Genomic DNA, 23,374 nt, shown 5'->3' with positions numbered 1-23,374 from the left:
TCCACGGAGGACCGGGAGCGGTGAGCATGGCTTTGGCGAGCGGCCGCGTGCAGCTCGTCAGCATTCGCCAGAAATCGCTCGACCTGGCGCGCTGGCGCGTCTTGTGGATCGCGCTGGGCTTCGCGCTCGTCGCGGTCATGGCGCTGGCTCGCATCATCTATCTCGGTGCCGGGGGCGATGGCGCGCGCGCGACGTCGCTCGAGGCGGCGCTCTTGCCCGATCGCGGCGAGATCGTCGATCGCAATGGCGTGCCGATGGCGCGCGCTTTCCCGGCTTATGCCCTGTGGTTCAATCCCGAGGCGCTGGGCGAGGGAGAGGCCCCGCTCGTGGCCGAGCCCGCAGCGGTCGCGGCAAAGCTCCAAACGATCTTCCCCGCTCTGGACGAGAAGGCAGTGACCGCCCAGCTCGCCAGCGGGAGCGGCGGCTACATCCGGCGGCGCCTGCTGCCCGAAGAGGCCAACCGAGTGCAGGACATCGGCGAGCTGGCGCTCGAAATGCCGATGGAGGAAGACCGCCACTACCCGCAAGGCAAGATGGCCGCGCATGTGCTCGGCTATGTCGCAGCCGACGGCAAGGGCCGGGTGGGCATGGAGCAGGTCTTCGACAAGCACTTGCGCGATCCGCTGACGCGCGGAACGCCCGTCGCGCTGTCGATCGACGTGCGCGTGCAGGGCGCGCTCGAAGACGAATTGCGCCGGGGCATGAAGCTGACCCGGGCGCAGGGCGGCGCCGGCATCGTGCTCGATGTCGATACGGGCGAAGTGCTGGCGCTGGCCTCGCTGCCCGAATTCGATCCCAACAAGATCGACGCGGAAGGGCAGAAGCTCATGTTCAACCGCGTCACCAACCAGGTGTACGAGCTGGGTTCGACCTTCAAGCCGCTCACCGTAGCCGCAGCTATCGATAGCGGCACGATCCGCGACCTGGGCCGCCGGTTCGACGCCTCGTCGGTCAAGGTAGGCCGCTTCACCATTCGCGACAGCCATGCGATGGGCGCCGATCTCAACGCGGTGGAAACGCTGATCCATTCTTCCAATACGACGACCGCCCGCATTGCCGACGAGGTCGGGCCGGAACGCATGCGCCAGTACATGATAGACCTCGGTATGAACGCCCGTCCCGAAATCGAGCTGCCGGCAAAGGGCTTCCCGCTGTGGCCGGGCGAGAAATGGGCGCGCCTCACCAACATGACCGTCGGCTTCGGCCACGGTATCGCCGTCACGCCGCTGCATCTCGCCAGCGCCTATGCGACCATGGTCAATGGCGGTGTCTATCGACCCGCGACACTCAAGAAACTGGGCCCGGGCGAAGCGCCCAAGGGCCGCCGCGTATTCAAGGCCTCGACCTCCAGCCGGATGCGCCAGATGCTGCGCGCCATTGCGATCTACGGCACGGGCCGCAACGCCGATGCACCGGGCTACCGGGTCGGCGGCAAGACCGGCTCGGCCGAAAAGCCCGGCGGCAAGGTGGGCTATCGCCGGACCGCGCTGGTTTCGACCTTCGCCGCCGCCTTCCCGATGGACCGCCCGCGCTATGTCGTGATCGCCATGCTCGACGAGCCCAAGGGCACGCTTGCCAGCTCCTACCAGCGCACCGCAGCCTGGAACGCCGCGCCCATCGTTGGCCGCCTCGTACCGCGCATCGGCCCGCTGATCGGCGTGCGACCCGACGACACACGCGACATCGACATTTCCGCCATCACCCCGCTCATTCCGGAGGCCCAGAATGAAGCTGAGTAAGCTCTGCGTTGGCGCCGGCATCGACTGCCCGAGCGGCGCCGAGATCAACGTCACCGGCTTTGCCATCGACAACCGCAAGGTCGCTCCGGGCACCGTTTTCGGCGCGTTTCAGGGCGCGCAGGTCAATGGCGAGGATTTCATTCCCGCCGCGATCGAGGCGGGCGCGGTCGCCGTGGTCGCACGCGCAGCGGCCAAGGTCGAAGGCGCGCTGCACATTGCCAGCGACATTCCGCGGAAATGCTTCGCGGAACTCGCCGCCGGCTTCTTCACCCCGGCGCCCGAGCATATCGTCGCGGTTACCGGCACCAACGGCAAGACCAGCTGCGTCGAAATGACGCGCCAGATTTGGCGCATGTCGGGCGAGCGCGCGGCCAGCATCGGCACGCTCGGTGTGACCACGCCCGACGAAAGCGTGTCGACCGGCCTGACCACGCCCGACATCGTCACCTTCCTATCGAACATGAGCGGGCTGGCGCGCGAAGGCGTGACCCATGTCGCCTACGAGGCCTCGAGCCACGGCCTCTCGCAATACCGCAACGAGGGGGTCGCGGTCGAAGCGGCGGGCTTTACCAATTTCAGCCGCGACCACCTCGATTACCACGCGGACATGGAAGACTATTTCGCCGCCAAGATGCGCCTCTTCGACGAGGTCGTCTCGGACGGCGCTACCGCGGTCATCTGGATGGGCGCGGGCGAGAGCGGGTGGAACGCCCGCGTCGTCGACCATGCGAAACAGCGCGGTCTCACGGTCATGACCGTCGGCGAGCAGGGCGAGGACATCCGTCTCACCCACCGCGAGCCGACCCAGCTTGGACAGTCGCTGACCGTCGAACACGCAGGCACCGAGCGGACCATCAACCTGCCGCTGATCGGCGCCTACCAGGTGTCGAACGCGCTGGTGTCTGGCGGCCTCGCGCTTGCGACCGGGATCGACGCGAGCCGCGTCTGGGACGCCGTCGCGCGGCTCCAGCCGGTGCGCGGCCGCCTTGAACGCGCCGTCATCGCGCCTTCGGGTGCGCCGGTCTATATCGATTACGCCCACACGCCCGACGCGCTGGAAGCTGCGATTGCCGCATTGCGTCCCCATGTGACGGGCCGCCTTATCACCGTCTTCGGGGCAGGCGGGGACCGCGACCACGGCAAGCGCGCGCCGATGGGCGAAGCGGCCGCCAAGGCCAGCGACCTCGTGATCGTCACCGACGACAATCCGCGTGGCGAAGATCCTGCGGACATCCGCCGCGCAGTGCTTGAAGGCGCAGGCGAGGCGCGCGAAGTGGCCGGGCGCCGCGAAGCCATCCATGCCGCCATTGCCGAAGCGGGCAAGGACGACATCGTCCTTATCGCGGGCAAGGGCCACGAAACGGGTCAGATCATCGGATCGGGAGAAAACATGCGGGTCCATCCCTTCGACGACGTGGAAGTCGCACGCGAATGCGCAGCACTCATCGCCAGAGGTGACGCATGAGCGCCGCCATCCTGCGCCACCCGGCCTATATGGAATGGCCCGCGGAGGATCGCGACCGGCTGCCGCTGACGCTGTGGCATTCGAAAGCCATCGCCGAGGCCGTGGGCGGGACCGCAAGTAGCGATTTCCAGGTCGCCGGGGTCGAGATGGACAGCCGCGACGTCGTCCATGGCGACTTGTTCGTCGCGCTCAAGGGTGAGGCGATGGACGGCCACCGCTTCCTCGACAAGGCCTTTGCCAACGGGGCCGCTGCGGCCATCGTCGACCGCCCGGTCGACTACCCGCACATCCTCGTCGAGGACACGACCGAGGCGCTGAAAGCGCTCGCCCGCGCGGCCCGCAACCGCACCGAAGCCAAGATCATCGGCGTGACCGGCTCGGTCGGCAAGACCGGCGTGAAAGAAGCGATCTTCGCCAGCCTCGAACGCGCCAGCCGCGGCGCGGCGCATCGCTCGACGCGCAGCTACAACAACCATGTCGGCGTTCCGCTGAGCCTTGCACGCATGCCCGCGCGCAACCGCTTCGGCATCTTCGAGATGGGCATGAACAACGCTGGCGAGATCGAGGGGCTGACCACGCAGGTCCGCCCGCACGTCGCGGTCATCACCACCATCGCGCCCGCGCATATCGAGAACCTCGGGTCGATGGAGGCGATTGCCGACGCCAAGGCCGAAATCTTCGCCGGGCTCGAGCCGGGCGGCGTTGCGGTCATTCCCGCCGATAGCGAACACTTCGAGCGCCTGCGCCTCGCCGCGCTGCGCATGAGCGCCAGCGTCGTCAGCTTCGGCCGCGCAGCGAACGCCGATGTCCGCCTCCTCGACGCGATCCCGAGCGCGAATGGCGGCAGCCTCGTGACCTGCGAATTCGGCAACCCCGCCAAGGGCGGCGGCCGCCTTTGCTACACGGTGGCCGAGCCGGGCGATCACTGGGTGATCAACTCGCTCGCCGTGATGGCGACCGTCCGCGCGGCGGGCGGCGACATGGCCGCAGCCGGCCTCGCTCTCGCCGAAATGGGCGGGCTCAAGGGCCGCGGCGCCCGTCACGGGATCGATGCGCCCGGCGGCAAGGCGCTGCTCATCGACGAGAGCTACAACGCCAACCCTGCCAGCATGCGCGCCACGCTGGCGCAGCTGGGCCAGACCCCATCCTCTCGCCGTATCGCGGTGCTCGGTTCGATGAAGGAACTCGGCGACTTCGCGGCCAAGTTCCACGCAGGGCTTTCCGAACCCCTGATTGCGGCCGATGTCGACTATGCGTTACTGGTGGGCGACGAGATGCGCGCACTGGCCCGCGAACTGGGGAAACCCGCCTTCAACTCGCTTGGCAATCCGCTCGAGTGGGAGCATTGCAATTCGGCCGAAGAGGCAATCGGACTGCTTCAGGAATTCGGCATCGTTGCGGGCGATGCCGTGCTGGTCAAAGGCTCCAATTCGGTCGGGCTGGGCAAGCTCGTGGATCACTTCACCCGCGCTAGTTAGGAGCCGACGAGGCCGATGCTTTATCTCCTCGCCGAGTATTTCAATTTCGAGGGCCTTTTCAACCTCGTGCGCTATCAGACGGCGCGCGCGGGAGCGACGCTGCTGACCGCGCTGATCATCGGCCTGTTCATCGGGCCGCGCTTCATCGACATGCTGCGCGTGCGCCAGGGCAAGGGCCAGCCGATCCGCGAGGACGGGCCACAGACGCACCTCGCAAAGGTCGGCACACCCACGATGGGCGGGTTGATGATCCTCGTCAGCCTGTTCATCTCGCTGATGCTGTGGATGGACCTTTCCAATCCCTTCATCTGGGCCTGCTTGGCAGTGACGGGCGGCTTTGGCCTCATCGGTTTTCTCGACGATTACGACAAGGTTTCGAAAGCCAGCCACAAGGGCGTGTCGGGCAAGGTGCGCCTGCTGCTGGAATTCGCCGTCGCGGGTATTGCCAGTTACCTCATCGTCAGCCAGATCAACACCTTCGTCTATGTGCCTTTCGTCAACGACTTCGGGATCGAATTGGGCCCGCTCTATTATGTCTTCGCGGCGACGGTGATCGTCGGCGCGGGCAATGCGGTGAACCTGACCGACGGGCTCGACGGCCTCGCTACCATGCCGGTCATCATTGCGGCGGGCACCTTCGCGGTGATCGCCTATCTGGTGGGCCGGGTGGACTATTCCGAATACCTCGGCATTCCCTACGTCGAAGGTGCGGGTGAGCTGGCGATCTTCTGCGCCGCGATCATGGGGGCAGGGCTTGCCTTCCTGTGGTTCAACGCGCCGCCCGCCGCCGTCTTCATGGGTGACACCGGCAGCCTTGCTCTTGGCGGCGCTCTCGGCGCGATTGCCGTGGCCACGCATCACGAGATCGTCCTCGCGATCGTCGGCGGGTTGTTCGTTTTCGAGGCGCTGTCGGTCATCATCCAGGTCTTCTGGTTCAAGCGCACGGGCAGGCGGGTTTTCCGCATGGCGCCTATCCACCACCATTTCGAGCAGCTTGGCTGGTCCGAGAGCAAGGTCGTGATCCGTTTCTGGATCGTCGCCATCGTGCTCGCACTCCTGGGGCTGGCAACGCTCAAGCTCAGATGATCACCTCACCCGCCTGGAAGGACACAAAATACGCGGTGCTCGGCCTCGCGCGGTCCGGCCGGGCGACGGTCGAGGCGCTACGGGCGGCGGGCGCGGATGTGCTGGTGTGGGATGACCGCGCCGAGGCGCGCGAGCCCTACAGCGGGCGCTGCGCCATCGGCGATCCGCTGGAGGCAGACCTTACCGGCTATGCGGGAGTCGTCGTCAGCCCCGGCGTCCCGCTCAACACCCACCCGATCAAACCGCATGCCGACAGCTTCGGCGTGCCGGTCATCAGCGATATCGAGCTTTTCGCGCAGGCGAGGGCGGATTTACCGCCGCACAAGGTCGTCGGCATCACCGGCACCAATGGCAAGTCGACCACCACCGCGCTGGTCCACCACATCCTCGAGACCGCAGGTGTGCCGACCACCATGGGCGGCAATATCGGCCTGCCGATCCTCGAACAGGAGCCTTTGCCCGAAGGCGGGGTCTACGTGCTGGAATTGTCGAGCTACCAGATCGACCTGACCTATTCGCTCGATTGCGACGTGGCGGTGCTGCTGAACATCACGCCGGATCATTTGGATCGGTACGATGGGAATTTTGAGAAGTATCAGGCTTCGAAGCTGAGGCTTTTCGAAATGCAGGCGAGCCAGCACGCAGCCGTCACAGAGAATGTCCACCGGTACCCCGATGATCCAACCGATGTTTGGGGACCTTGGGATAGCGAAGACCGTGCACGTGATGCTCGACCGCTTGGCTCGCAGCGGGATTGGCCCACTTTACAAGGACCTCATAATGGCCAGAATGCTTTTGCAGCTATCGAGGTGGCTTATGAATTGGAGCTGTCAGAAGAGGCGGTGAGCCGAGCTCTCCGCACCTTCCCCGGCCTCCCGCACCGCATGGAGCGGATCGCGGAAATTGCCGGCGTCGCTTACGTCAACGATAGCAAGGGCACCAACACCGCCGCCTCCGCGCCTGCGCTCGCGGCGTTCCACAATATCCACTGGATCGTCGGCGGGCTCGCCAAGGAGCCGGGGCTGGGTGAATGCGAGGCCGAATTGGGCCTTGTGAAAGCCGCTTACACCATCGGCAAGGCCGGGCCGGACTTCGCCGCGCTGCTTGATGGCCGCGTACCGGTGGAGCAGTGCGAATCGCTCGACCGCGCCGTGACCTCCGCTGCCGCCAAGGCAGAGGCAGGCGACACCGTCCTCCTCTCGCCTGCCTGCGCCAGCTTCGACCAGTATGCCGACTTCGAAAAGCGCGGCGATCATTTCCGCGAGCTGGTGGAGCGCCTGAAATGAACGGCATGCAGCCCTTCGTCCCCGGCGCCAAGCGCAAGCCCGCCCACATCCCGGGCGGCAAGCTTTCGCGCTGGAGTCAGCTGAAGATCTGGTGGCGCGAGATCGACTGCGTTTTGCTAGGCCTCATCCTCTTCCTGATGACGCTCGGCACCATTGCCGTCGCTGCGGCCAGCCCGGCCAGCGCGGATCGCCTGTCGACCTCCAGCGTCACGCTCGATCCGCTGCACTTTTTCTACCGCCACCTCGCCTGGCAGGCGGTGGCGCTGTGCGTCCTCTTTGGGGCCTCGCTGCTCAGCCGCGAAAACGCGCGGCGGCTCGGCATCCTGCTGGGGGCGGGCATGCTCGGCCTGCTCTTTTTCGTCCCGTTCGTCGGGGTGGAGATCAACGGAGCGCGGCGTTGGATCAACCTCGGCATGCAATTCCAGCCGTCGGAATTCCTCAAGCCCGCCTTTGCCATCGTGCTCGCCTGGATCCTGTCGTGGCGGATGCGCGATCCGAACCTGCCGGTGCTACCGATCGCCACCGGCCTCCTCATCCTCATCGCCGCGCTGATGATGATGCAACCCAATTTTGGCGGCACCATCCTGTTCGGCGGCGTTTGGTTCGTGATGATCATCCTCTCGGGCGTCCCGGTGAAGCGGCTCGGCATACTCCTCGGCGGCGGCCTCGCGCTGCTGACACTGACCTATTTCCTCTACGACAACGCGCGCCACCGTATCGACGCCTTCTTCGGCGGCGGTACCGCCTTCGACCAGGTCGATCTTGCCAGCCGCACCTTGCTGGCCGGCGGCTGGACCGGTGCGGGATACGGCCTTGGCCTCAGGAAGATGAGCCTGCCCGAGGCGCATACCGACTATATCTTCAGCGTCATCGGCGAGGAATTCGGGCTGATCGCCTGCGCCTTCATCGTGCTGCTCTACCTCGCAATCGTGCTGCGCGTGCTGATGCGGCTGGTGGATGAGGAAGACCTCTTCGCCCTGCTGGCCGGCACCGGTCTCGTCGCGCTGTTCGGCGGGCAGGCTTTCATCAACATCCTCGTCAACCTCCAGCTCTTTCCCTCCAAGGGGATGACGCTGCCGCTGGTGAGCTATGGCGGGTCGTCTACCATCGCCGTGTGCCTCGCCGTGGGCCTGCTGATCGCGATCACGCGCCGCAATCCCTATCTCAAAACGACGACAAGGGGACTTGGCGACCTGCTGGGCATAGGGCAGGGGGGCGCGATGACGACACCAGAGGCGCGCATCACGCGCGAAATCCACCAGTGACGGGCTCGAGCCGCCATTTCGTGCTCGCCGCGGGAGGGACCGGGGGACACCTGCTACCCGCCTTCGCGCTGGCGACCGAACTCGACCGACGCGGGCATCATGTCGCGCTGATCACCGACGAGCGCGGCGCGCAGATCCCCGGCAAGCCCGATTCCATGCCCGCCCACGTCCTGCCCGCGGGCCGCTTCGGCAAGAACCCCCTGCAATGGGTGAAGGGAGCCAAGGCCGTCCTCGAAGGGCGCAAGATGGCGCTACGGCTGTTCGAGAGCTTCCAGCCGAGCGCGGTGGTGGGCTTCGGCGGCTACCCCTCGCTGCCTGCGATCCTCGCTTCGACATCGGCGCAAATTCCCACTGTGGTGCACGAACAGAACGCGGTTCTCGGGCGGGTCAACCGGCTGTTGTCCGGACGGGTTCAGGCCATCGCGACCGCTTATCCCGAAGTGCAGCGCCTCAAACCGGCGCATCAGGGCAAGGTCTACCTGGTCGGCAACCCTGTCCGCGCGAACGTGCTGACCCTCAGGGACGAGCCGTTCCCGAGCTATGGCGAAGACGGCCTCCTGCGCGTGCTCGTAACCGGCGGCAGCCAGGGCGCGCGCGTGCTGTCCGAAGTCGTGCCCGACGGGCTGGCCATGCTGCCCCCCGCTATCCGCCAGCGGCTGCAGGTCACCCAGCAGTGCCGCCCGGAAGACTTGGACGCGGTGCGCGAACGCTATCGCAATCACGGCATTCCTGCCGAACTGGCGACCTATTTCGAAGATATGCAGGCGCGCCTCGCGGATGCGCATCTCTTCATCGGCCGCGCCGGCGCTTCGACCATTGCGGAACTGACCGCCGTGGGACGCCCGGCCATCCTCATCCCGCTGCCCATCGCGACCGACGACCACCAGGCGTTCAACGCGCGTGAAATGGCCAAGGCGGGCGGCGCGCGGATGATCCGGCAAGACAAGTTCGAGGCAAAGGAACTCGCCAAGCAGATCCGCGTACTCGCGGACGATCCGCAGGGTCTCTCGAACGCCGCCCATGCGGCATGGAACTGTGGCCGTCCCAAGGCTGTGGAGGACCTTGCCGACCTCGTCGAAAGCTTTGGAGGGGCGGATATGATGGATGTGATCCGCGTCGGCGGAAACAACGCTCGCGGAGCCACTCAAGGGGTGCCTGCGGGCCAGACTTCCAAGATTCTGGGCGCGAAGATGGAGAGCGCATAATGAAGGGCGTTCCTACCGATATCGGTGTGATCCACTTCGTCGGCATCGGCGGCATCGGCATGTCGGGCATTGCCGAGGTGATGAACAACCTCGGCTATACGGTGCAGGGTTCGGACATCAACGAAAGCCCCACGGTGGAGCGCCTTCGCGAGCAGGGAATTTCGGTCCACATCGGGCACGAGAAGGAGAACGTGGAGGGCGCGGCCGTTGTCGTGACCTCAACTGCCGTTCGCCGGACCAATCCCGAAGTCGCCCATGCGCTGGAAAACCGTATCCCGGTCGTGCGCCGTGCAGAAATGCTCGCCGAGCTGATGCGTTTGAGGTCGACCATTGCGGTGGCCGGAACGCACGGCAAGACGACCACCACCAGCATGATCGCCAGCCTGCTCGACTGCGGGGCCATCGACCCGACCGTGATCAACGGCGGCATCATCGAGCAATATGGCTCGAACGCACGGCTGGGCGACAGCGACTGGATGGTCGTGGAAGCCGACGAGAGCGACGGCAGCTTCCTGCGTCTCGACGGGACGATTGCGGTCGTCACCAATATCGACCCCGAGCACCTCGACCATTACGGCGATTTCGATGGGGTGAAGGACGCCTTCGTCGAGTTCATCCACAACGTGCCCTTCTACGGCGCGGCGGTGCTGTGCATCGACCATCCCGAAGTGCAGGCTGTGATCGGCAAGGTCCGCGACCGCCGCGTGGTGACCTATGGCTTTAACCTGCAGGCCGACATCTGCGGTGTGAACGTCCAGCCGCACGAGGGCGGCAACCGATTCGATGTGATCGTGCGCCAACGCGGCGAGGAAGACCGCCGGATCGAGAACGTGTGCCTGCCCATGCCCGGCCGCCATAACGTGCAGAACGCGCTCGCCGCGATTGCCGTCTCGATCGAGATGGGCTGCCCGGACGAAGTAATCTGCAACGGCTTCTCCAGCTTCGGCGGCGTGCGTCGCCGCTTCACCAATGTCGGCAGCGTGGCCGGGGCGACGGTGATCGACGATTACGGCCACCACCCGGTAGAAATCCGTGCCGTGCTGGAAGCCGCGCGCGAGGCGACGAAGAACCGAGTCATCGCCGTCATGCAGCCGCACCGCTACACCCGGCTGCATGATCTGATGGACGACTTCCAGAGCAGCTTCAACGAGGCCGACCAGGTCTACATCACCCCGGTCTACGCTGCGGGCGAAGACCCTATCGAGGGCGTTAGCGCCGAGGCCCTGGTCGAAGGTCTCAAGTCCCGCGGCCACCGCAACGCCGCCACGGTCGAGGATCGCGACGACCTGGCGAAAAAGCTCGCCACCGACGTCGAAGAAGGCGACCTCGTGGTCTGCCTCGGCGCGGGCGACATCACCAAATGGGCGGCCGGTCTTGCCGATGCGGTCGGGAAGGAACGCGCTTCGTGAGCGATCAGGAAAACGACGTCTGGAACTGGGACAGCGGCATGGCGCCGGACTGTTCGGTCGAAGGCACCATCGAAGCGCCGATCGACACCGATGGCCTCAAGGGCAAGCTGACGCCGGACGCACCGCTCGCCAAGCTCGTCTGGTTCAAGAGCGGCGGCAAGGCCGACTGGCTGTTCGAGCCGGAAGACCTCGCCGACCTCAAGGAATTCCTCCGCCGCCTCGATGGCGACTTGCCGGTCATGGCGCTGGGCCTCGGCTCCAATATGATCGTGCGCGACGGCGGCGTACCGGGCGTGGTCATCAAGCTCGGCAAGCCCTTCGCCGACGTTGCCATCGACGATGAAAGCTGCGTCGTCGATTGCGGCGGCGGCGCGCATGGCATCCTCGTCGCCAGTGCCGCGCGCGATTGCGGCGTGGCGGGCCTCGAATTCATGCGCGGCATCCCCGGCACGGTCGGCGGCTTCGTGCGCATGAACGGCGGCGCTTATGGCCGCGAGGTCAGCGACGTGCTGATCGATTGCGAAGTCGTGATGCCCGACGGCCAGTTCCACACGCTGCCCGCCTCCGACCTCCAGTATTCCTATCGCCACTCGGCCCTGCCCGCAGGGGCAGTGGTGATCCGCGCACGCTTCAAGGGCGAGCCGGGTGATCCCGAGGTCATCGGCGCGAAGATGGACGAGATCGCCGGAGCGCGCGAAAACTCGCAACCGCTGCGCACCAAGACGGGCGGTTCGACCTTCAAGAACCCGCCGGGCCGGAAGGCCTGGGAACTGGTCGACGCGGCGGGCTGCCGAGGCCTGACGATGGGCGGCGCGCAGGTGAGCGAGAAGCACACCAACTTCCTGCTCAACACCGGCGACGCCACCAGCGCCGATATCGAAGGGCTGGGCGAAGAAGTGAAACGCCGCGTTTACGAACATTCGGGCGTCGAGCTCGAATGGGAAATCCAGCGCGTGGGACGCCCTTGAGGGAACCTTATGACTGATCTCCCGACACTGCCCGATAACATCCACATCGCCGTTCTCATGGGCGGCTGGGCGAACGAGCGGCCCGTCAGCCTGATGTCTGGCGAGGGCGTCGCCAAGGCGCTTGAAGAGCGCGGCCACAAGGTCACGCGGATCGACATGGATCGCCAGGTCGCTGCGCGCATTGCCGAAGTGAAGCCCGATGTCGTCTTCAACGCGCTCCACGGCGTGCCGGGCGAGGATGGCACGGTGCAGGGCATGCTCGACCTGATGGGCGTGGCGTATACGCATTCCGGCCTTGCCACATCGGTCATTGCGATCGACAAGCAGCTTACCAAGCAGGCGCTCGTCCCCCACGGCATCCCCATGCCCGGTGGACGCATCGTGAAAAGCGCCGATTTGTTCGACCGCGATCCGCTGCCGCGCCCCTATGTGCTCAAGCCGGTCAACGAAGGCAGCTCGGTCGGTGTCGCCATCGTCACCGACGAGAGCAATCATGGCAACCCGATCTCGCGCTCGGCCAAGGGGCCGTGGCAGGATTTCGCCGAACTGCTCGCCGAACCCTATATCAAGGGCCGCGAAATGACCGCCGCGGTGGTCGATTTCCCCGAAGGCCCGCGCGCGCTCGCCGTGACCGAGCTGAAGCCCAAGAGCGGCTTTTACGATTTTGACGCGAAATACACCGACGGGTTGACCGACCATGTCTGCCCCGCAGACATCCCCGAACACATCCGCGACCTCTGCCTTGAGATTGCGCTCAAGGCCCACAAGGTATTGGGATGCAAGGGCACAAGCCGCACCGATTTCCGCTGGGACGAGGAAGAGGGCGAAGATGGCCTCTTCGTGCTGGAAACCAACACGCAGCCGGGCATGACACCGCTCAGCCTCGTTCCGGAACAGGCAAAGTTCGCCGGCATCGAATATGGCGCGCTGGTCGAAACGATCATCGCCGCCGCGCTGCGCGATCATAAGGTGAAGGTGGGCCGGGGAAGCGATGGCTAAGGTCAGCCGCAAACCGACCGGCGTCCGCCGTTCCGCCGCTGCGCGCAGCCGCAGCCAGAAGGCGCGCGCGGCCAAGAAGCATACCTCCGGCCTGCTCGACCGGGCGATGGCCGCGCTGCCCTTCACCGACGAGCAGTGGCACAAATTCTTCCTCTCGCTCATCGTGGCGGGCACGCTGGGCATCGCCTGGGTCATCGCAAGCTACGCCGGGGCCTTCGATTATGCCCGCAGCGAACTTGCCAAGTCGGCCAGCCGCGCCGGTTTCGAAGTCGCCCGCGTGCGGGTGACCGGGGCCGAGCGGCTGAACGACCAGATCGTCTACGAACGCGTGCTCGGCGAGCAGGATCGCCCGATGCCGCTCGTCGATGTGGAGGCGATCCGCGAACGGCTTCTCGAACTGTCCTGGGTCAAGGATGCGCGCGTCTCCCGCCAGCTGCCCGATTTGCTCCGGATCGATATCGTCGAACGCGAGCCGCACGCCGTGGTGGTCAAGCCCGACCGGCTCATCCTTGTCGATGCGACCGGCCACGAGCTCGAGCCTGTCTCGCGCGAGGAAGCGGGCGAAATGCTGCTGATCTCCGGCCCCGGCGCGCAGAAACAGGTCGGCGAACTCGACAAGCTGCTCGATGCCGCTCCGGCGCTCAAGCCGCAGATCGCGGGCGCTGAGTGGATCGGCAACCGCCGCTGGAACCTCACCTTCAAGACCGGCCAGATGCTCGCCCTGCCGGAAGGCGACAAGGGACCCGCCGCGCTGGTCAAGTTCGCCGAGATGGACGGGCGCAACCGGCTGATCGGCGGCAAGGCCGTGGCCATCGACATGCGTGTGCCCGACCGCGCCTATCTGCGCTGCGCCAATGGGCCGTGCCCGCGCGGATTGCAGGCGCACGGGAGCGCGGAATAATGGCCTCCTCGCCGCATACGCCGCTGCCGCGCATCGCCCGCGTTCACGCGGCGGTGAACATCGGCTCGTTCCGGATCTCGGCTATGATCATGGGCCAGAGCGAAGATGGCGAAATGATCGTGCTCGGCTCTTCCCACCGCAAGGCGGAAGGCATCAAGCGCGGCTATGTCACCGATATGGGCGCCGCCACCCACGCGATCCGCGCGGCCGTGGAAACGGCAGAGGCGAACGCCAACACCAGCGTTTCGGGCGTCTGGATCGGCTGCGCGGGAGCCGGACTGTCGAGCAAGATCGCCAGCGTCGAGATCGCCATCGGCGGCCGCCGCATTGACGAGGACGATGTCGAGCACCTGCTGTTCGCCGCGCGCGACCACATCCAGCCAGACGGGCGCATGGTGCTGCACGCGCAGCCGGCGCATTACACGCTCGACGGGGCGCATGGCATCGCCAACCCCATCGGCCTCCACGCGGAATCGCTGGGTGTCGATATCCACGTCACGCTGGCCGAAGGCGCGCCTGTGCGGAACCTCATCGAAGCGGTGCAGAGCGCGCATCTCGACGTGGAAGGCGTGGTCGCAAGCCCGCTCGCCGCGGCCTATGCCTGCCTGTCGAACGAGGAACGCGATCTTGGCGTGGCGCTGGTTGAGATCGGGGCGCAGGTGACCAATGTCTCGGTCCACGCGGGCGGAATGCTGCTGGGCCTGCGCTCGATCCCGGTCGGGTCGAACGACATCACCGATGCCATTGCCAGTTCGCTCGGTATCCGCCGCGGGCAGGCCGAACGCTTGAAATGCGTGTCCGGCTCCGCCATCGCAACACCGAGCGACCACCGCGAGATGATCCCGGTCAACGGTCCGGGCGACGAGTCCGGGGGACGCCTCGCGCGCGGCGCGGACGAACAGAACCGCATCGCCCGGGCCGAGCTGGTCTCGATCGTCACCGACAGGCTCGGCACGATGACCTCGGAGATCAACAAGGGTCTGAAGACGATGGGGTTTTCGGGCGCTAATGGCGGTCAGGTCGTCCTCACGGGAGGCGGGGCCGAACTGCACGGCATTGCCGAATTCATGCAGGGCGCGCTGGGGCTTCCGGTGCGCCGCGGAAAACCCCCGGCACTTCGCGGTCTGCCCGAGGCGCATTCGACGCCCGGCTTCGCCACGCTGGCGGGCCTGTGCCTCTACGCCTCCGAAGATCCGGTCGATATTCGCTCGATCGGGCCGAGCTACCAGCCCACCAAACGCTATTCCGGCCTCGGGCTGGTTAACCGGGTGGTGCAGGCGGTGCGCGAGTATTTCTGATCCGGTTCCAATTACTGCCGGATTTCCGCGTTACGCGCGGTGGATAAAGCCATTTAACCTTTGCATGCGTGATTCGCTTTGTGCCAAAAGCGAGTGCAGCACGGCCACGGCCAGAATTTTTTCCCAAGGGAACGCCTAATGAGCATCAATATCGGACCCGCTTCCAGCGACGAAATGCGCCCCAAGATCATGGTGGTCGGCGTGGGCGGCGCGGGCGGCAACGCCATCGCCAACATGATGGATTCCGAAATCGAAGGTGTCGATTTCATCGTCGCCAACACCGACGCGCAGGCGCTGGCAAGCTCGCCGGCCGAAAAGCGCATCCAGCTCGGCCCGGACATCACCGGTGGGCTCGGTGCCGGTGCACGCCCCGAAGTGGGCAAGGCTGCGGCCGAAGAGACGGTCGAGGACATCGAGGACTCGCTCGACGGCGTGAACATGTGCTTCATCGCCGCTGGCATGGGTGGGGGTACGGGCACTGGCGCCGCGCCGGTCATCGCCGAGGCTGCGCGCCGCAAGGGCGTGCTGACCGTGGGCGTGGTAACCAAGCCGTTCCTCTTTGAAGGCACGCGCCGCATGCGCGCCGCCGAAGCGGGTATCGACGAGCTGCAGAAGCACGTCGACACGCTGATCGTTATCCCGAACCAGAACCTGTTCCTGGTCGCCAAGGCCGACACCACCTTCAAGGAAGCCTTCGCGCTGGCCGACGAAGTGCTGCAGCAGGGCGTCCGCTCGATCACCGACCTCATGGTCATGCCAGGCCTCATCAATCTCGACTTCGCCGACGTGCGCTCGGTGATGAGCGAGATGGGCAAGGCAATGATGGGCACCGGCACCGCCGAAGGCGAGAACCGCGCTCTCGAAGCGGCTGAACGCGCCATCGCCAATCCGCTGCTCGACGGCGTCAGCATGGCTGGCGCGAAAGGTGTCATCATCTCGATCATCGGCGGCGAGGACATGAAACTCCTCGAAGTCGACGAGGCGGCGAACCACATCCGCGAGCTGGTCGACGACGATGCCAACATCATCTGGGGCAGCGCCTTCAACCCCGATCTCGACGGCCAGATCCGCGTGTCGGTGGTCGCGACGGGTATCGACGAGGGCGGCAGCGCCAAGCCTGCCCAGCCGCGCAATTTTTCGATGGCTCCGCAGCGCGCGCCGCAACGCCCGGTTCTGGACCTGCAGGCGAGCGCACCAACCGAAGAAGAGCCGTTTGAGCTGAACGAAGGCCTTTCGGCAGAGCCGGAACCGCAGCCCGAGCCTGAACCTACCTACGAGCCCGAGCCGGTGGCGTATGCCGAGCCGGAACCCGAATCCGCTCCCGAGCCCGCCTATGATGGCAGCGAGGACGAAGAAGGCCCGCTGATGAACCCCGCCGGCCTCTCTCCCGCCGGGGGCAATGACTTTGGCAAGGACGAGGATTACGGCGAAGAAGACGAAGACGTCGACGGCATCGTCGACCCGCTCGCCGGGATGCGCAACGAGCACACCGAGCGCTTCGACGGCAATCAAGACGATGAGGACCAGCTTCCCCCGCCGGCAGAAGACCACGGATATGCTGCTGGCGCCAGCGAGAACGACGGCTGGACCGACGAGGCTGAAGCCGGTGCCGGTTCGCCGCTCAACCTGTCGGACGAATATGGTGACGACGACGCGCTCGAACTCGGCAGCGACCAGTATGCCGAGCAGCAGAGCCCGCTGTCGCAGAAGCCCGCACGTCGTCCGCTCTTCTCTCGCGAGGGTGGCGGAGCCGGTGATGCCGGCGCAGGCGCAGGCGGTGCTGCTGGCGGCGGCGCTGCAGGCGGCGCTGGCGCAGCGCCTACCGGTGGTGGTTCGCCGCAGGGAAGCACGCTGTTCGAACGCATGGCCAACCTCTCGCGCGGCTCCAGCTCGACGCAGGACGACGAGGACGACGAGGACGAGGATGAAGGCGGTAGCGGCGGCCTCAACATCCCGCGCTTCCTCGGTCGCCAGAACAACCAGTAAGCGGTTCCGGACCATCGCGCCTGCTGGCGCGTTGGTTCCTTGTCATGCCTATACGCAAAGCCAGAAAATGGGCTACCGGCGCAGCGCTGGTCGCCCTTGCCGCCGGAGCGCCTGCCATGCGCGGGCAGGAAGTCGTGCAGGCGCTTCCGCCGCCCGGATCGCAGGAGCTGGGCAACGCGCTCCAGCGCCTGGCGCGTGACGGCAAGGATGTCGCCGCGCTGATCGATGCTGGCGACGCCGCGTTGACTTTGAGCGATGTGACCGCGGCGATCGGTTTCTTCGGTCGCGCAAAGGCGCTCTCGCCTTCCAACGCACGTATCTCGCTCGGCCTTGCGCGCGCCTACACGCTGTCCCGGCGTCCGGTCGAAGCACTGCGCCTCTATGCGGAGGCGGAACGCGGCGGTATTTCGCAAGCAGCAATGGCCGCCGACCGAGGCCTCGCCTTCGATCTCGTCGGCGACGCGCGCAGCGCGCAGGAGCTTTACCGCATGGCGCTGGCCGCCGGGGCGGATGACGCGGTGCGCCGCAATCTTGCGCTGAGCCAAGCGATCTCAGGCGACAAGCAAGGGTTCGAGGCTACGCTTTTGCCGCTGTTGCAGCAGGGTGATTCCGCAGGCTTCCGCACCCGCGCTTTCGGCCTCGCTATCCTTGGCGAAACCGAAGCGGCGGTGAAGATCGCTCGCGACATGATGCCGCAAGCCATAGCGTCGAAGATCGAGCCTTACCTGCGCTACATGACCCGACTTACACCGGCACAGCAAGCCGCGGCGGGCGCGCTCGGCGTGTTCCCGCGCACGGCGGCGATCGGCACCGATGACGGGCAGATCGCAGCCTACCGGCCTTCAGCGCCCGCAGCGGTGGCGCGTGCCGATGCCGCCCTCGTGCCCGCCGGTGAGCCGATGGGGTCAACCCGCGCACCGACAGCCCGGCGGGAGGGCGATACACGCGGCGCGACTATCGGGCGTTGGCAGGGAAGCCGTGCATCGCGGAGCGGGCGGGATCGGACCGAACGTGCGAGTGGCAGGTCAGGTAACGTATCCAGCGAATTGCCCGCGGTTTCGGCAACGCTGGCTGCTCCGCCGTCACCAGCGCCACCTTCACCGCCGCCCCGTCCGTCTGGGACATTTGCGGGCGAGCTTCCCGCCGTCTCGCAAGGGGATACACAGGCCGCCCCGGCGCGCTCTGCGGCTACGCAGCCGGTCGATCTCGGCCAGCAGCCGGTCACGCGTCCCGCTCCGCCGCCGCCGGCGCCTCCACCTCCTCCGCCTCCGCCAGAGATCGGTATGGCCGAAGCTTTTGCCGATTTCGCGCTCGCCCAAGACAGCAGCGCCAGCCCGCGCGCAGGGGCCGTGGATATCACCGCCATCAGTGTCCCGCGCGAGCGCAACGAGCCGCCCCCTCCGCCCGAGCCGGTGCGCCATTACGTGCAGGTCGCGACCGGGCGCGACCTAAAGGCGCTCGGTTTCGACTGGCGGCGCATCGGACGCAGCGCGCAGGGTGAGCTTGCCGGAAAGAGTGCCTTCACCGCACCGTGGGGTGAAGCAAACCGCCTGCTTGCGGGTCCTTATCCCAGCGCCGCCGCAGCACGCCAAGCTGTCACGCGACTAAAGGCGATCGGCGTCGACAGTTTTGCTTTCTCCAGCGCCGAGGGCGAGCGGGTTTACCCGCTCGACGGTGCACGACCCGCGCCGGAGGCCGAGAAACCCTCCCACCCCTCGCGCCACTGGGTGCAGGTGGCTACCGGCCGCGATCGCAACGCGCTTGGCTTCGACTGGCGGCGCATTGCGCGAAAGGCCCAAGGCGCACTTTCCGACAAGGGGCCATTCGTCGTCACATGGGGCGAGGCGAACCGTCTTCTGGCGGGACCTTACGATTCGCCGGAAGCCGCGCGCAACATGGTGAACCGCTTGAAACAGCTGGGAATAGACGGCTTCACCTTCACCAGTGAAGAAGGCGAAGCGATCGACACGCTCGATTGACCGGCACGCGCCCCTATCCGTAAGCGGGAGCTTGTTCACAAGCTATGCACAGGCGCTTTGCGTTCTCCCCAACACCGGGAGCCGGCGCGATTGCCAAGTGCCTTAACCATTCGTCAAATGGGCGCATGGCTTGGACGGGAAACCACTGATGCGCGCCGTGGAACGGCAATTCGAATTCGAAGAGGACGCAGCGCCGCTCGACATGCTTGTCGCGCTGTTCGAGGCGCGCGGCTGGCCCTGCGAGGCCAATGCAGAAGAAATCTGCGGCGAGATCCAGGGCAGCTGGGCGAAATACCAGCTGCGCGGCATCTGGCGACCCGACGATCGCGTCCTGCAGATCCTGTGCCTGCCCGAGGTTCGCGTTTCGGCAGAGAAAACGACCGCCGCGCACGAGCTGGTCGCGCTGGCCAACGAGCAGATGTGGCTCGGCCATTTCGATATCTGGTCGAACGGCGGCGTGCTCCTCTACCGCAACGGGACACTGCTCGGAAACGACGGCATGCTCAGCCTCGACCAGGCGCAATCGCTGGTGGAGATCGCGGTGGAGGAATGCGACCGCTTCTATCCCGCCTTCCAGTTCGTTCTGTGGGGCGACAAGAGCCCGCGCGACGCGCTAAAGGCCGCGATGGTCGATGCTGCCGGTGAAGCTTAGCGTAAATCCTTGATTTGGCGTTAGGCATACCCCTTCCGGTTTCGCTTGAAATCGGGCGCTAAAGACACGATATTGTTCATAGAAGCGGGGCCGGGTTCGCCTCCGCGCAAGGGAGAATTTTGCAATGGCCGATTGGAACGAAACCAACCGCAGGCCGGACATGACGTCCGTTCCGCGCGCTGGCGACGCGGCTACGCGCGGTACCACCTTCGACGAAGGCCTGCGCAAGCACATGCTGTCGATCTACAACATGATGGCATCGGGCGTGCTCCTGACGGGCATCGTCGCGCTGCTGTTCGTCAATACACCGCTGTTTGAAAGCGCCTTCAACGTCGTGCAGACGCCTTACGGCCGCTCGCTCCAGACCACCGGCCTCGGCTGGGTGATCAAGCTTGCGCCGCTCGCCTTTATCCTCGTGATCAGTTTCGGCGGCGTCCAGCGCTTCAGCAAGACCACGCTGCAAGCGATGTTCTGGGGTTTTGCGACCCTCATGGGCCTCTCGCTCTCGACGATCTTCGCGGTCTATACCGGCGAGTCGGTCGCTTCGGCCTTCTTCGCGGCGGCGGCCGCCTTCGCCGGTCTCAGCCTCTACGGCTACACGACCAAGAAAAACCTGTCGGGTTGGGGCAGCTTCCTGATGATGGGCCTCATCGGCATTATCGTCGCCATGCTGCTCAACGCCTTCATCTTCCAGTCAGGCGCAATGGGCCTCGTGATCTCGATCCTCGGCGTGCTGATCTTCGCAGGCTTCACCGCCTATGACACGCAGCGCCTCAAGGAAGAGTATCAGTACCTGCGCGGCACGGAATTTGCCGGCAAGGCCGTCGTGATGGGCGCGCTCAGCCTCTATCTCGATTTCATCAACCTCTTCCTCTTCATCCTGCAGTTCCTCGGCAACCGCGAGTAACGGCAGGCTGCAAATGCGGACCGGAAAAACGTGCCCGGGGCGAAACTCTCGCTCCGGGCATTTTCTTTGTCCGGTCAAGGCGCTAGGACGTCCTGCTTCATGTCCCGTCAATGAACGAGGCGCGATCATGAGAGCCAAGACTTGAGGAGGGTCGGCACACAGTGAGCCGCATGTCAGCACAATCTATCCGTCTCGCAGCCGTAACGGCTGCTCTGGGCGCGCTTGCCGCCTGCACAACCGCACCGCCGCCACCCCCGCCACCCCCGCCGGCTCCGCCGCCTCCGCCGGTCGTCATCCCGCCGCGGCCGGCGCCGCCGATGGGCGCGACCACCAGCATGACGATCCCGATGGTTGCGGCAACGGGCGTGCGCCAGACGGTGAACGCCAATCTGACCCCGGCGCAGACCACTTGGAACCTTCGCTCGGCGCTCAATGTCGCGGCGCTCAACTGCCAAGAACTCAAGTACACCGGGCTGGTCGACAATTATGGGGCCTTCCTCAAGCGCAACGCGCGTGAGCTTTCGGCGACCAACCGCGCCCTGCAGAGCGAATTTCGCCAGCGTTATGGCGGCACCTATCGCGACGTGCAGGATTCCTACATGACGCAGGTCTACAACTATTTCGCGCTGCCGCCTGCCAAGGCGGATTTCTGCGATGTGGCTTTCGCCATTAGCCAGGAAGTGAACACGATCGAGGTCGGCACTCTGGACTCCTATTCGGCGACCGCGCTGCCGCGGATAGAAGGCGTGTTCGAGAATTTCTTCCGCGCTTACGAGCAGTACCGTGTCGACCTGCGCGCGTGGGATTCCGAATACGGCCCGCCGACGGTGACCACCACCGTGCAGGGCTATACCAATCCGCTCGACCCTTCCGTAGACGTCGCTCCGGGTGAGACGGTGGTGAACTCCATGCCCGCGACCGCGCCGCTCGACGCACCCGGCGAACCGCAGGCACCCGTCGACATTCCGCCGTCCACCGGACAAGAGCCGGTCGTGATTGCCACAGGCGAGGTAGACGCGAACGGCCAGCCGGTCACGACGCTGCCCACCGAAGGGCCGATCTTCCAGTCGGGTGAAGTCGTGCAAGGCGAAGCGGGCCTCGGCGAAGACATCGATTCCGATGATGAGGACGACGAGCCCGTTCCCTGAGCGGAAAGATAGTTCGGAGAGAAGGGCGGCGGGAGCGATCCTGCCGCCCTTTTTGTGGGCTATAGCGGCGCGTAACCGCCGAAGTTGGTGGCGCAGGGGGTCAACGTGGCGCGCACAGCCTCCACATCGCCCCTCGGCATGCCTTGGGGTACTGGCTGGAGCTTTTCGCGTGGCGGGAAACAGCCATAGCCGGCAAAGAGGCAATGCCAACTCATCGGCGCATAGGCCGGTTGCTGCCCGTAGATCGAGCGGTTGGCCGCCGCGATATCCTCATGGGTGAACCAGGTGGTCATCTTCAATTGAGGCGTGGAGCCTTCGCCCACACCGATGATGCCGATGGAAGGGCTCTCAACAACGGTGATTTTTCCGCCCCTTGTTCCCCACGCATGGTGCAGCAGGCAGGCGGCAATCCAGCCCGAGTTGCCGCCGCCAAGTATCACTACGTGGGGAGGGCGCGGTTCGTTCACTCCTGCGGCACGAATTCGCTCGCAAAACCGCCAGCCGGCGCAAGGCGCAGGTCGACGCTGCGCACGCGCAAGACTTCAAGGTCATCCTCGATCTTGTCGCCAACCATACGGCGTGGGACAACGATCTCGCGAAGCAGCACCCTGACTGGTACGAGAAAGACTGGAAGGGCGATTTCCGCCCCACGCCTTGGTGGGACTGGTCCGACATCATCGATCTCGACTGGTCGCAGCCCGGCGTGCGCGAGCATGTCGGCGGGGCGAAGGAATACTGGGTGCGCGAATACGGCGTGGATGGCTACCGGGCCGATGTGGCGGGCTATGTCCCGCTCGATTTCTGGGAAACCGCGCGCGCTCGGCTCGAAGCGATCAAGCCGGTTTTCATGCTGGGCGAGGTGCAGCAGACCGCCTTCCACCACAAGGCCTTCGACGCGACCTATGCGTGGGACTGGCACAATACGTCGAAGAACGTGGCCCAAGGCAAGGGCAACGCGACCAGCCTCTTCGGCTATTACGCCGAGAATGAGAGCCTTTGGCCGCGCGAGGCGATGCGCATGACCTATATCGAGAACCACGACAGCAACGCGTGGGAAGGCACCATGCGCGAGAATTACGGCGATGCGCTCACCGCCATGACCGCGCTGTCCTTCACGGGCGAAGGCTTGCCGCTGATCCACAACGGGATGGAAGCCTGCAACGCCAAGCGGCTGGAGTTCTTCGAGCGCGACCCGATCGACTGGAGCCAGGACGAAGGGTGCACCTATTGCGACCTGCTCGCCAGCCTCATCGCCTTCCGCAAGGCCAACCCGGCGCTGGCCAACGGTCAGTGGGGTGCGGTCATGCACAAGGTCGAGAATTCCAATCCCGAACAGGTTCTGTCCTGGGTGCGCCAGCGCGACGGCAACAAGGTGCTCGGCATCTTCAACATGAGCGATCGTCCCGCATCGGTTGCGCTTACCAGCGCGCTTGCCGCCGGGACCTATCGCGAGTTTCGCGCAGGGAGCGAGTCCAGCGGCGAAGTCACCGTGCGGGAAGAGCAGCAGCTCAACCTTGAGCCGTGGGAATGGACGCTGCTAAGCAACGGTTCGCGATAACAATTTCAATACGATTGCACAGCCAGGGGCGGAGACGAAAGCCAC

At 65.6% G+C, this 23,374-nt stretch carries 19 protein-coding genes; 18 read left to right on the top strand and 1 reads right to left on the bottom strand.

Translation table 11 applies throughout. The features are described 5' to 3' along the window. Positions 1-26: 26 nt before the first annotated feature. The 17 genes from ED21_RS10045 (at position 27) to ED21_RS14765 (ending at position 21,771) form a co-directional block, all read left to right on the top strand. Positions 27-1,739: a penicillin-binding protein 2 gene (locus tag ED21_RS10045; protein ID WP_006833783.1), complete on the top strand. Its 1,713-nt coding sequence runs from the start codon at positions 27-29 to the stop codon at positions 1,737-1,739. Further along, on the top strand, positions 1,726-3,204 hold the full coding sequence (locus tag ED21_RS10040; RefSeq protein ID WP_006833782.1) for a UDP-N-acetylmuramoyl-L-alanyl-D-glutamate--2,6-diaminopimelate ligase: 1,479 nt from the start codon (positions 1,726-1,728) through the stop codon (positions 3,202-3,204). Before ED21_RS10045 ends, ED21_RS10040 begins: the two co-directional genes overlap by 14 nt. Beyond that, positions 3,201-4,682, top strand: coding sequence for a UDP-N-acetylmuramoyl-tripeptide--D-alanyl-D-alanine ligase (gene murF, locus ED21_RS10035; RefSeq protein WP_006833781.1), 1,482 nt, complete (start codon positions 3,201-3,203; stop codon positions 4,680-4,682). Before ED21_RS10040 ends, murF begins: the two co-directional genes overlap by 4 nt. Positions 4,683-4,697: 15 nt before the next feature. Then, the gene (mraY, locus tag ED21_RS10030; protein ID WP_006833780.1) at positions 4,698-5,768 is read left to right on the top strand and encodes a phospho-N-acetylmuramoyl-pentapeptide-transferase; all 1,071 of its coding nucleotides are present in this window, start codon (positions 4,698-4,700) and stop codon (positions 5,766-5,768) included. After that, entirely contained in the window at positions 5,765-7,054 is a 1,290-nt protein-coding gene (murD, locus tag ED21_RS10025; protein ID WP_006833779.1) for a UDP-N-acetylmuramoyl-L-alanine--D-glutamate ligase, read from the top strand. The genes mraY and murD overlap by 4 nt, the downstream gene beginning before the upstream one ends. Next, positions 7,051-8,319: an FtsW/RodA/SpoVE family cell cycle protein gene (locus ED21_RS10020; RefSeq protein ID WP_006833778.1), complete on the top strand. Its 1,269-nt coding sequence runs from the start codon at positions 7,051-7,053 to the stop codon at positions 8,317-8,319. Before murD ends, ED21_RS10020 begins: the two co-directional genes overlap by 4 nt. Then, positions 8,316-9,524: an undecaprenyldiphospho-muramoylpentapeptide beta-N-acetylglucosaminyltransferase gene (murG, locus tag ED21_RS10015; RefSeq protein ID WP_006833777.1), complete on the top strand. Its 1,209-nt coding sequence runs from the start codon at positions 8,316-8,318 to the stop codon at positions 9,522-9,524. Before ED21_RS10020 ends, murG begins: the two co-directional genes overlap by 4 nt. Then, positions 9,524-10,933: a UDP-N-acetylmuramate--L-alanine ligase gene (gene murC / locus ED21_RS10010; protein WP_006833776.1), complete on the top strand. Its 1,410-nt coding sequence runs from the start codon at positions 9,524-9,526 to the stop codon at positions 10,931-10,933. Before murG ends, murC begins: the two co-directional genes overlap by 1 nt. 38 nt (positions 10,934-10,971) lie before the next feature. After that, positions 10,972-11,901: a UDP-N-acetylmuramate dehydrogenase gene (gene murB, locus ED21_RS10005; RefSeq protein WP_050784765.1), complete on the top strand. Its 930-nt coding sequence runs from the start codon at positions 10,972-10,974 to the stop codon at positions 11,899-11,901. 9 nt (positions 11,902-11,910) lie between these two features. After that, complete coding sequence (locus ED21_RS10000) at positions 11,911-12,900, top strand: D-alanine--D-alanine ligase (RefSeq protein ID WP_006833774.1); 990 nt, start codon at positions 11,911-11,913, stop codon at positions 12,898-12,900. After that, complete coding sequence (locus tag ED21_RS09995; protein WP_006833773.1) at positions 12,893-13,801, top strand: cell division protein FtsQ/DivIB; 909 nt, start codon at positions 12,893-12,895, stop codon at positions 13,799-13,801. The genes ED21_RS10000 and ED21_RS09995 overlap by 8 nt, the downstream gene beginning before the upstream one ends. Next, positions 13,801-15,099 (top strand): cell division protein FtsA, encoded by a 1,299-nt coding sequence (ftsA, locus tag ED21_RS09990; RefSeq protein WP_006833772.1) that lies wholly within the window; start codon positions 13,801-13,803, stop codon positions 15,097-15,099. The genes ED21_RS09995 and ftsA overlap by 1 nt, the downstream gene beginning before the upstream one ends. 138 nt (positions 15,100-15,237) lie before the next feature. Next, positions 15,238-17,085 carry a cell division protein FtsZ gene (gene ftsZ / locus ED21_RS09985; RefSeq protein WP_006833771.1) on the top strand — a complete coding sequence of 616 codons (1,848 nt, stop codon included), beginning with the start codon at positions 15,238-15,240 and terminating at the stop codon, positions 17,083-17,085. 44 nt (positions 17,086-17,129) lie between these two features. Further along, a complete protein-coding gene (locus tag ED21_RS09980; RefSeq protein WP_156787434.1) occupies positions 17,130-19,064 on the top strand; it encodes an SPOR domain-containing protein in 1,935 nt (644 codons plus the stop codon). 148 nt (positions 19,065-19,212) lie between these two features. Then, complete coding sequence (locus tag ED21_RS09975; RefSeq protein ID WP_006833769.1) at positions 19,213-19,716, top strand: YbjN domain-containing protein; 504 nt, start codon at positions 19,213-19,215, stop codon at positions 19,714-19,716. Positions 19,717-19,840: 124 nt separating this feature from the next. After that, complete coding sequence (locus ED21_RS09970; protein WP_006833768.1) at positions 19,841-20,623, top strand: Bax inhibitor-1/YccA family protein; 783 nt, start codon at positions 19,841-19,843, stop codon at positions 20,621-20,623. Between the two features lie 170 nt (positions 20,624-20,793). After that, a complete protein-coding gene (locus ED21_RS14765) occupies positions 20,794-21,771 on the top strand; it encodes a hypothetical protein (protein WP_156787433.1) in 978 nt (325 codons plus the stop codon). Positions 21,772-21,830: 59 nt separating this feature from the next. Here ED21_RS14765 and ED21_RS15800 read toward each other — a convergent pair whose 3' ends face one another. After that, the gene (locus ED21_RS15800) at positions 21,831-22,064 is read right to left on the bottom strand and encodes a hypothetical protein (protein WP_034922187.1); all 234 of its coding nucleotides are present in this window, start codon (positions 22,062-22,064) and stop codon (positions 21,831-21,833) included. Positions 22,065-22,144: 80 nt separating this feature from the next. On the opposite strand from ED21_RS15800, the gene ED21_RS09955 reads away from it, so the two are divergent. Next, complete coding sequence (locus ED21_RS09955; protein WP_083800432.1) at positions 22,145-23,329, top strand: alpha-amylase family glycosyl hydrolase; 1,185 nt, start codon at positions 22,145-22,147, stop codon at positions 23,327-23,329. Positions 23,330-23,374: the final 45 nt, after the last annotated feature.

It is taken from the genome of Erythrobacter sp. SD-21, from assembly GCF_000181515.1.
Classification (GTDB): domain Bacteria; phylum Pseudomonadota; class Alphaproteobacteria; order Sphingomonadales; family Sphingomonadaceae; genus Qipengyuania.
This window is presented reverse-complemented; position numbering and strand designations above follow the sequence as displayed.

What these genes read in the sequence shown, in the direction of transcription:
- ftsA (WP_006833772.1), top strand. Translation starts at nt 13,801, where the DNA reads ATGGCCTCCTCGCCGCATACGCCGCTGCCGCGCATCGCCCGCGTTCAC.
- ED21_RS09970 (WP_006833768.1), top strand. Translation starts at nt 19,841, where the DNA reads ATGGCCGATTGGAACGAAACCAACCGCAGGCCGGACATGACGTCCGTT.
- ED21_RS10045 (WP_006833783.1), top strand. Translation starts at nt 27, where the DNA reads ATGGCTTTGGCGAGCGGCCGCGTGCAGCTCGTCAGCATTCGCCAGAAA.
- ED21_RS14765 (WP_156787433.1), top strand. Translation starts at nt 20,794, where the DNA reads ATGTCAGCACAATCTATCCGTCTCGCAGCCGTAACGGCTGCTCTGGGC.
- ED21_RS09995 (WP_006833773.1), top strand. Translation starts at nt 12,893, where the DNA reads ATGGCTAAGGTCAGCCGCAAACCGACCGGCGTCCGCCGTTCCGCCGCT.
- murF (WP_006833781.1), top strand. Translation starts at nt 3,201, where the DNA reads ATGAGCGCCGCCATCCTGCGCCACCCGGCCTATATGGAATGGCCCGCG.
- ED21_RS10020 (WP_006833778.1), top strand. Translation starts at nt 7,051, where the DNA reads ATGAACGGCATGCAGCCCTTCGTCCCCGGCGCCAAGCGCAAGCCCGCC.
- ftsZ (WP_006833771.1), top strand. Translation starts at nt 15,238, where the DNA reads ATGAGCATCAATATCGGACCCGCTTCCAGCGACGAAATGCGCCCCAAG.
- murC (WP_006833776.1), top strand. Translation starts at nt 9,524, where the DNA reads ATGAAGGGCGTTCCTACCGATATCGGTGTGATCCACTTCGTCGGCATC.
- ED21_RS15800 (WP_034922187.1), bottom strand. Translation starts at nt 22,064, where the DNA reads ATGACCACCTGGTTCACCCATGAGGATATCGCGGCGGCCAACCGCTCG.
- murD (WP_006833779.1), top strand. Translation starts at nt 5,765, where the DNA reads ATGATCACCTCACCCGCCTGGAAGGACACAAAATACGCGGTGCTCGGC.
- ED21_RS10040 (WP_006833782.1), top strand. Translation starts at nt 1,726, where the DNA reads ATGAAGCTGAGTAAGCTCTGCGTTGGCGCCGGCATCGACTGCCCGAGC.
- ED21_RS09975 (WP_006833769.1), top strand. Translation starts at nt 19,213, where the DNA reads ATGCGCGCCGTGGAACGGCAATTCGAATTCGAAGAGGACGCAGCGCCG.
- mraY (WP_006833780.1), top strand. Translation starts at nt 4,698, where the DNA reads ATGCTTTATCTCCTCGCCGAGTATTTCAATTTCGAGGGCCTTTTCAAC.
- ED21_RS09980 (WP_156787434.1), top strand. Translation starts at nt 17,130, where the DNA reads ATGCCTATACGCAAAGCCAGAAAATGGGCTACCGGCGCAGCGCTGGTC.
- murB (WP_050784765.1), top strand. Translation starts at nt 10,972, where the DNA reads ATGGCGCCGGACTGTTCGGTCGAAGGCACCATCGAAGCGCCGATCGAC.
- ED21_RS10000 (WP_006833774.1), top strand. Translation starts at nt 11,911, where the DNA reads ATGACTGATCTCCCGACACTGCCCGATAACATCCACATCGCCGTTCTC.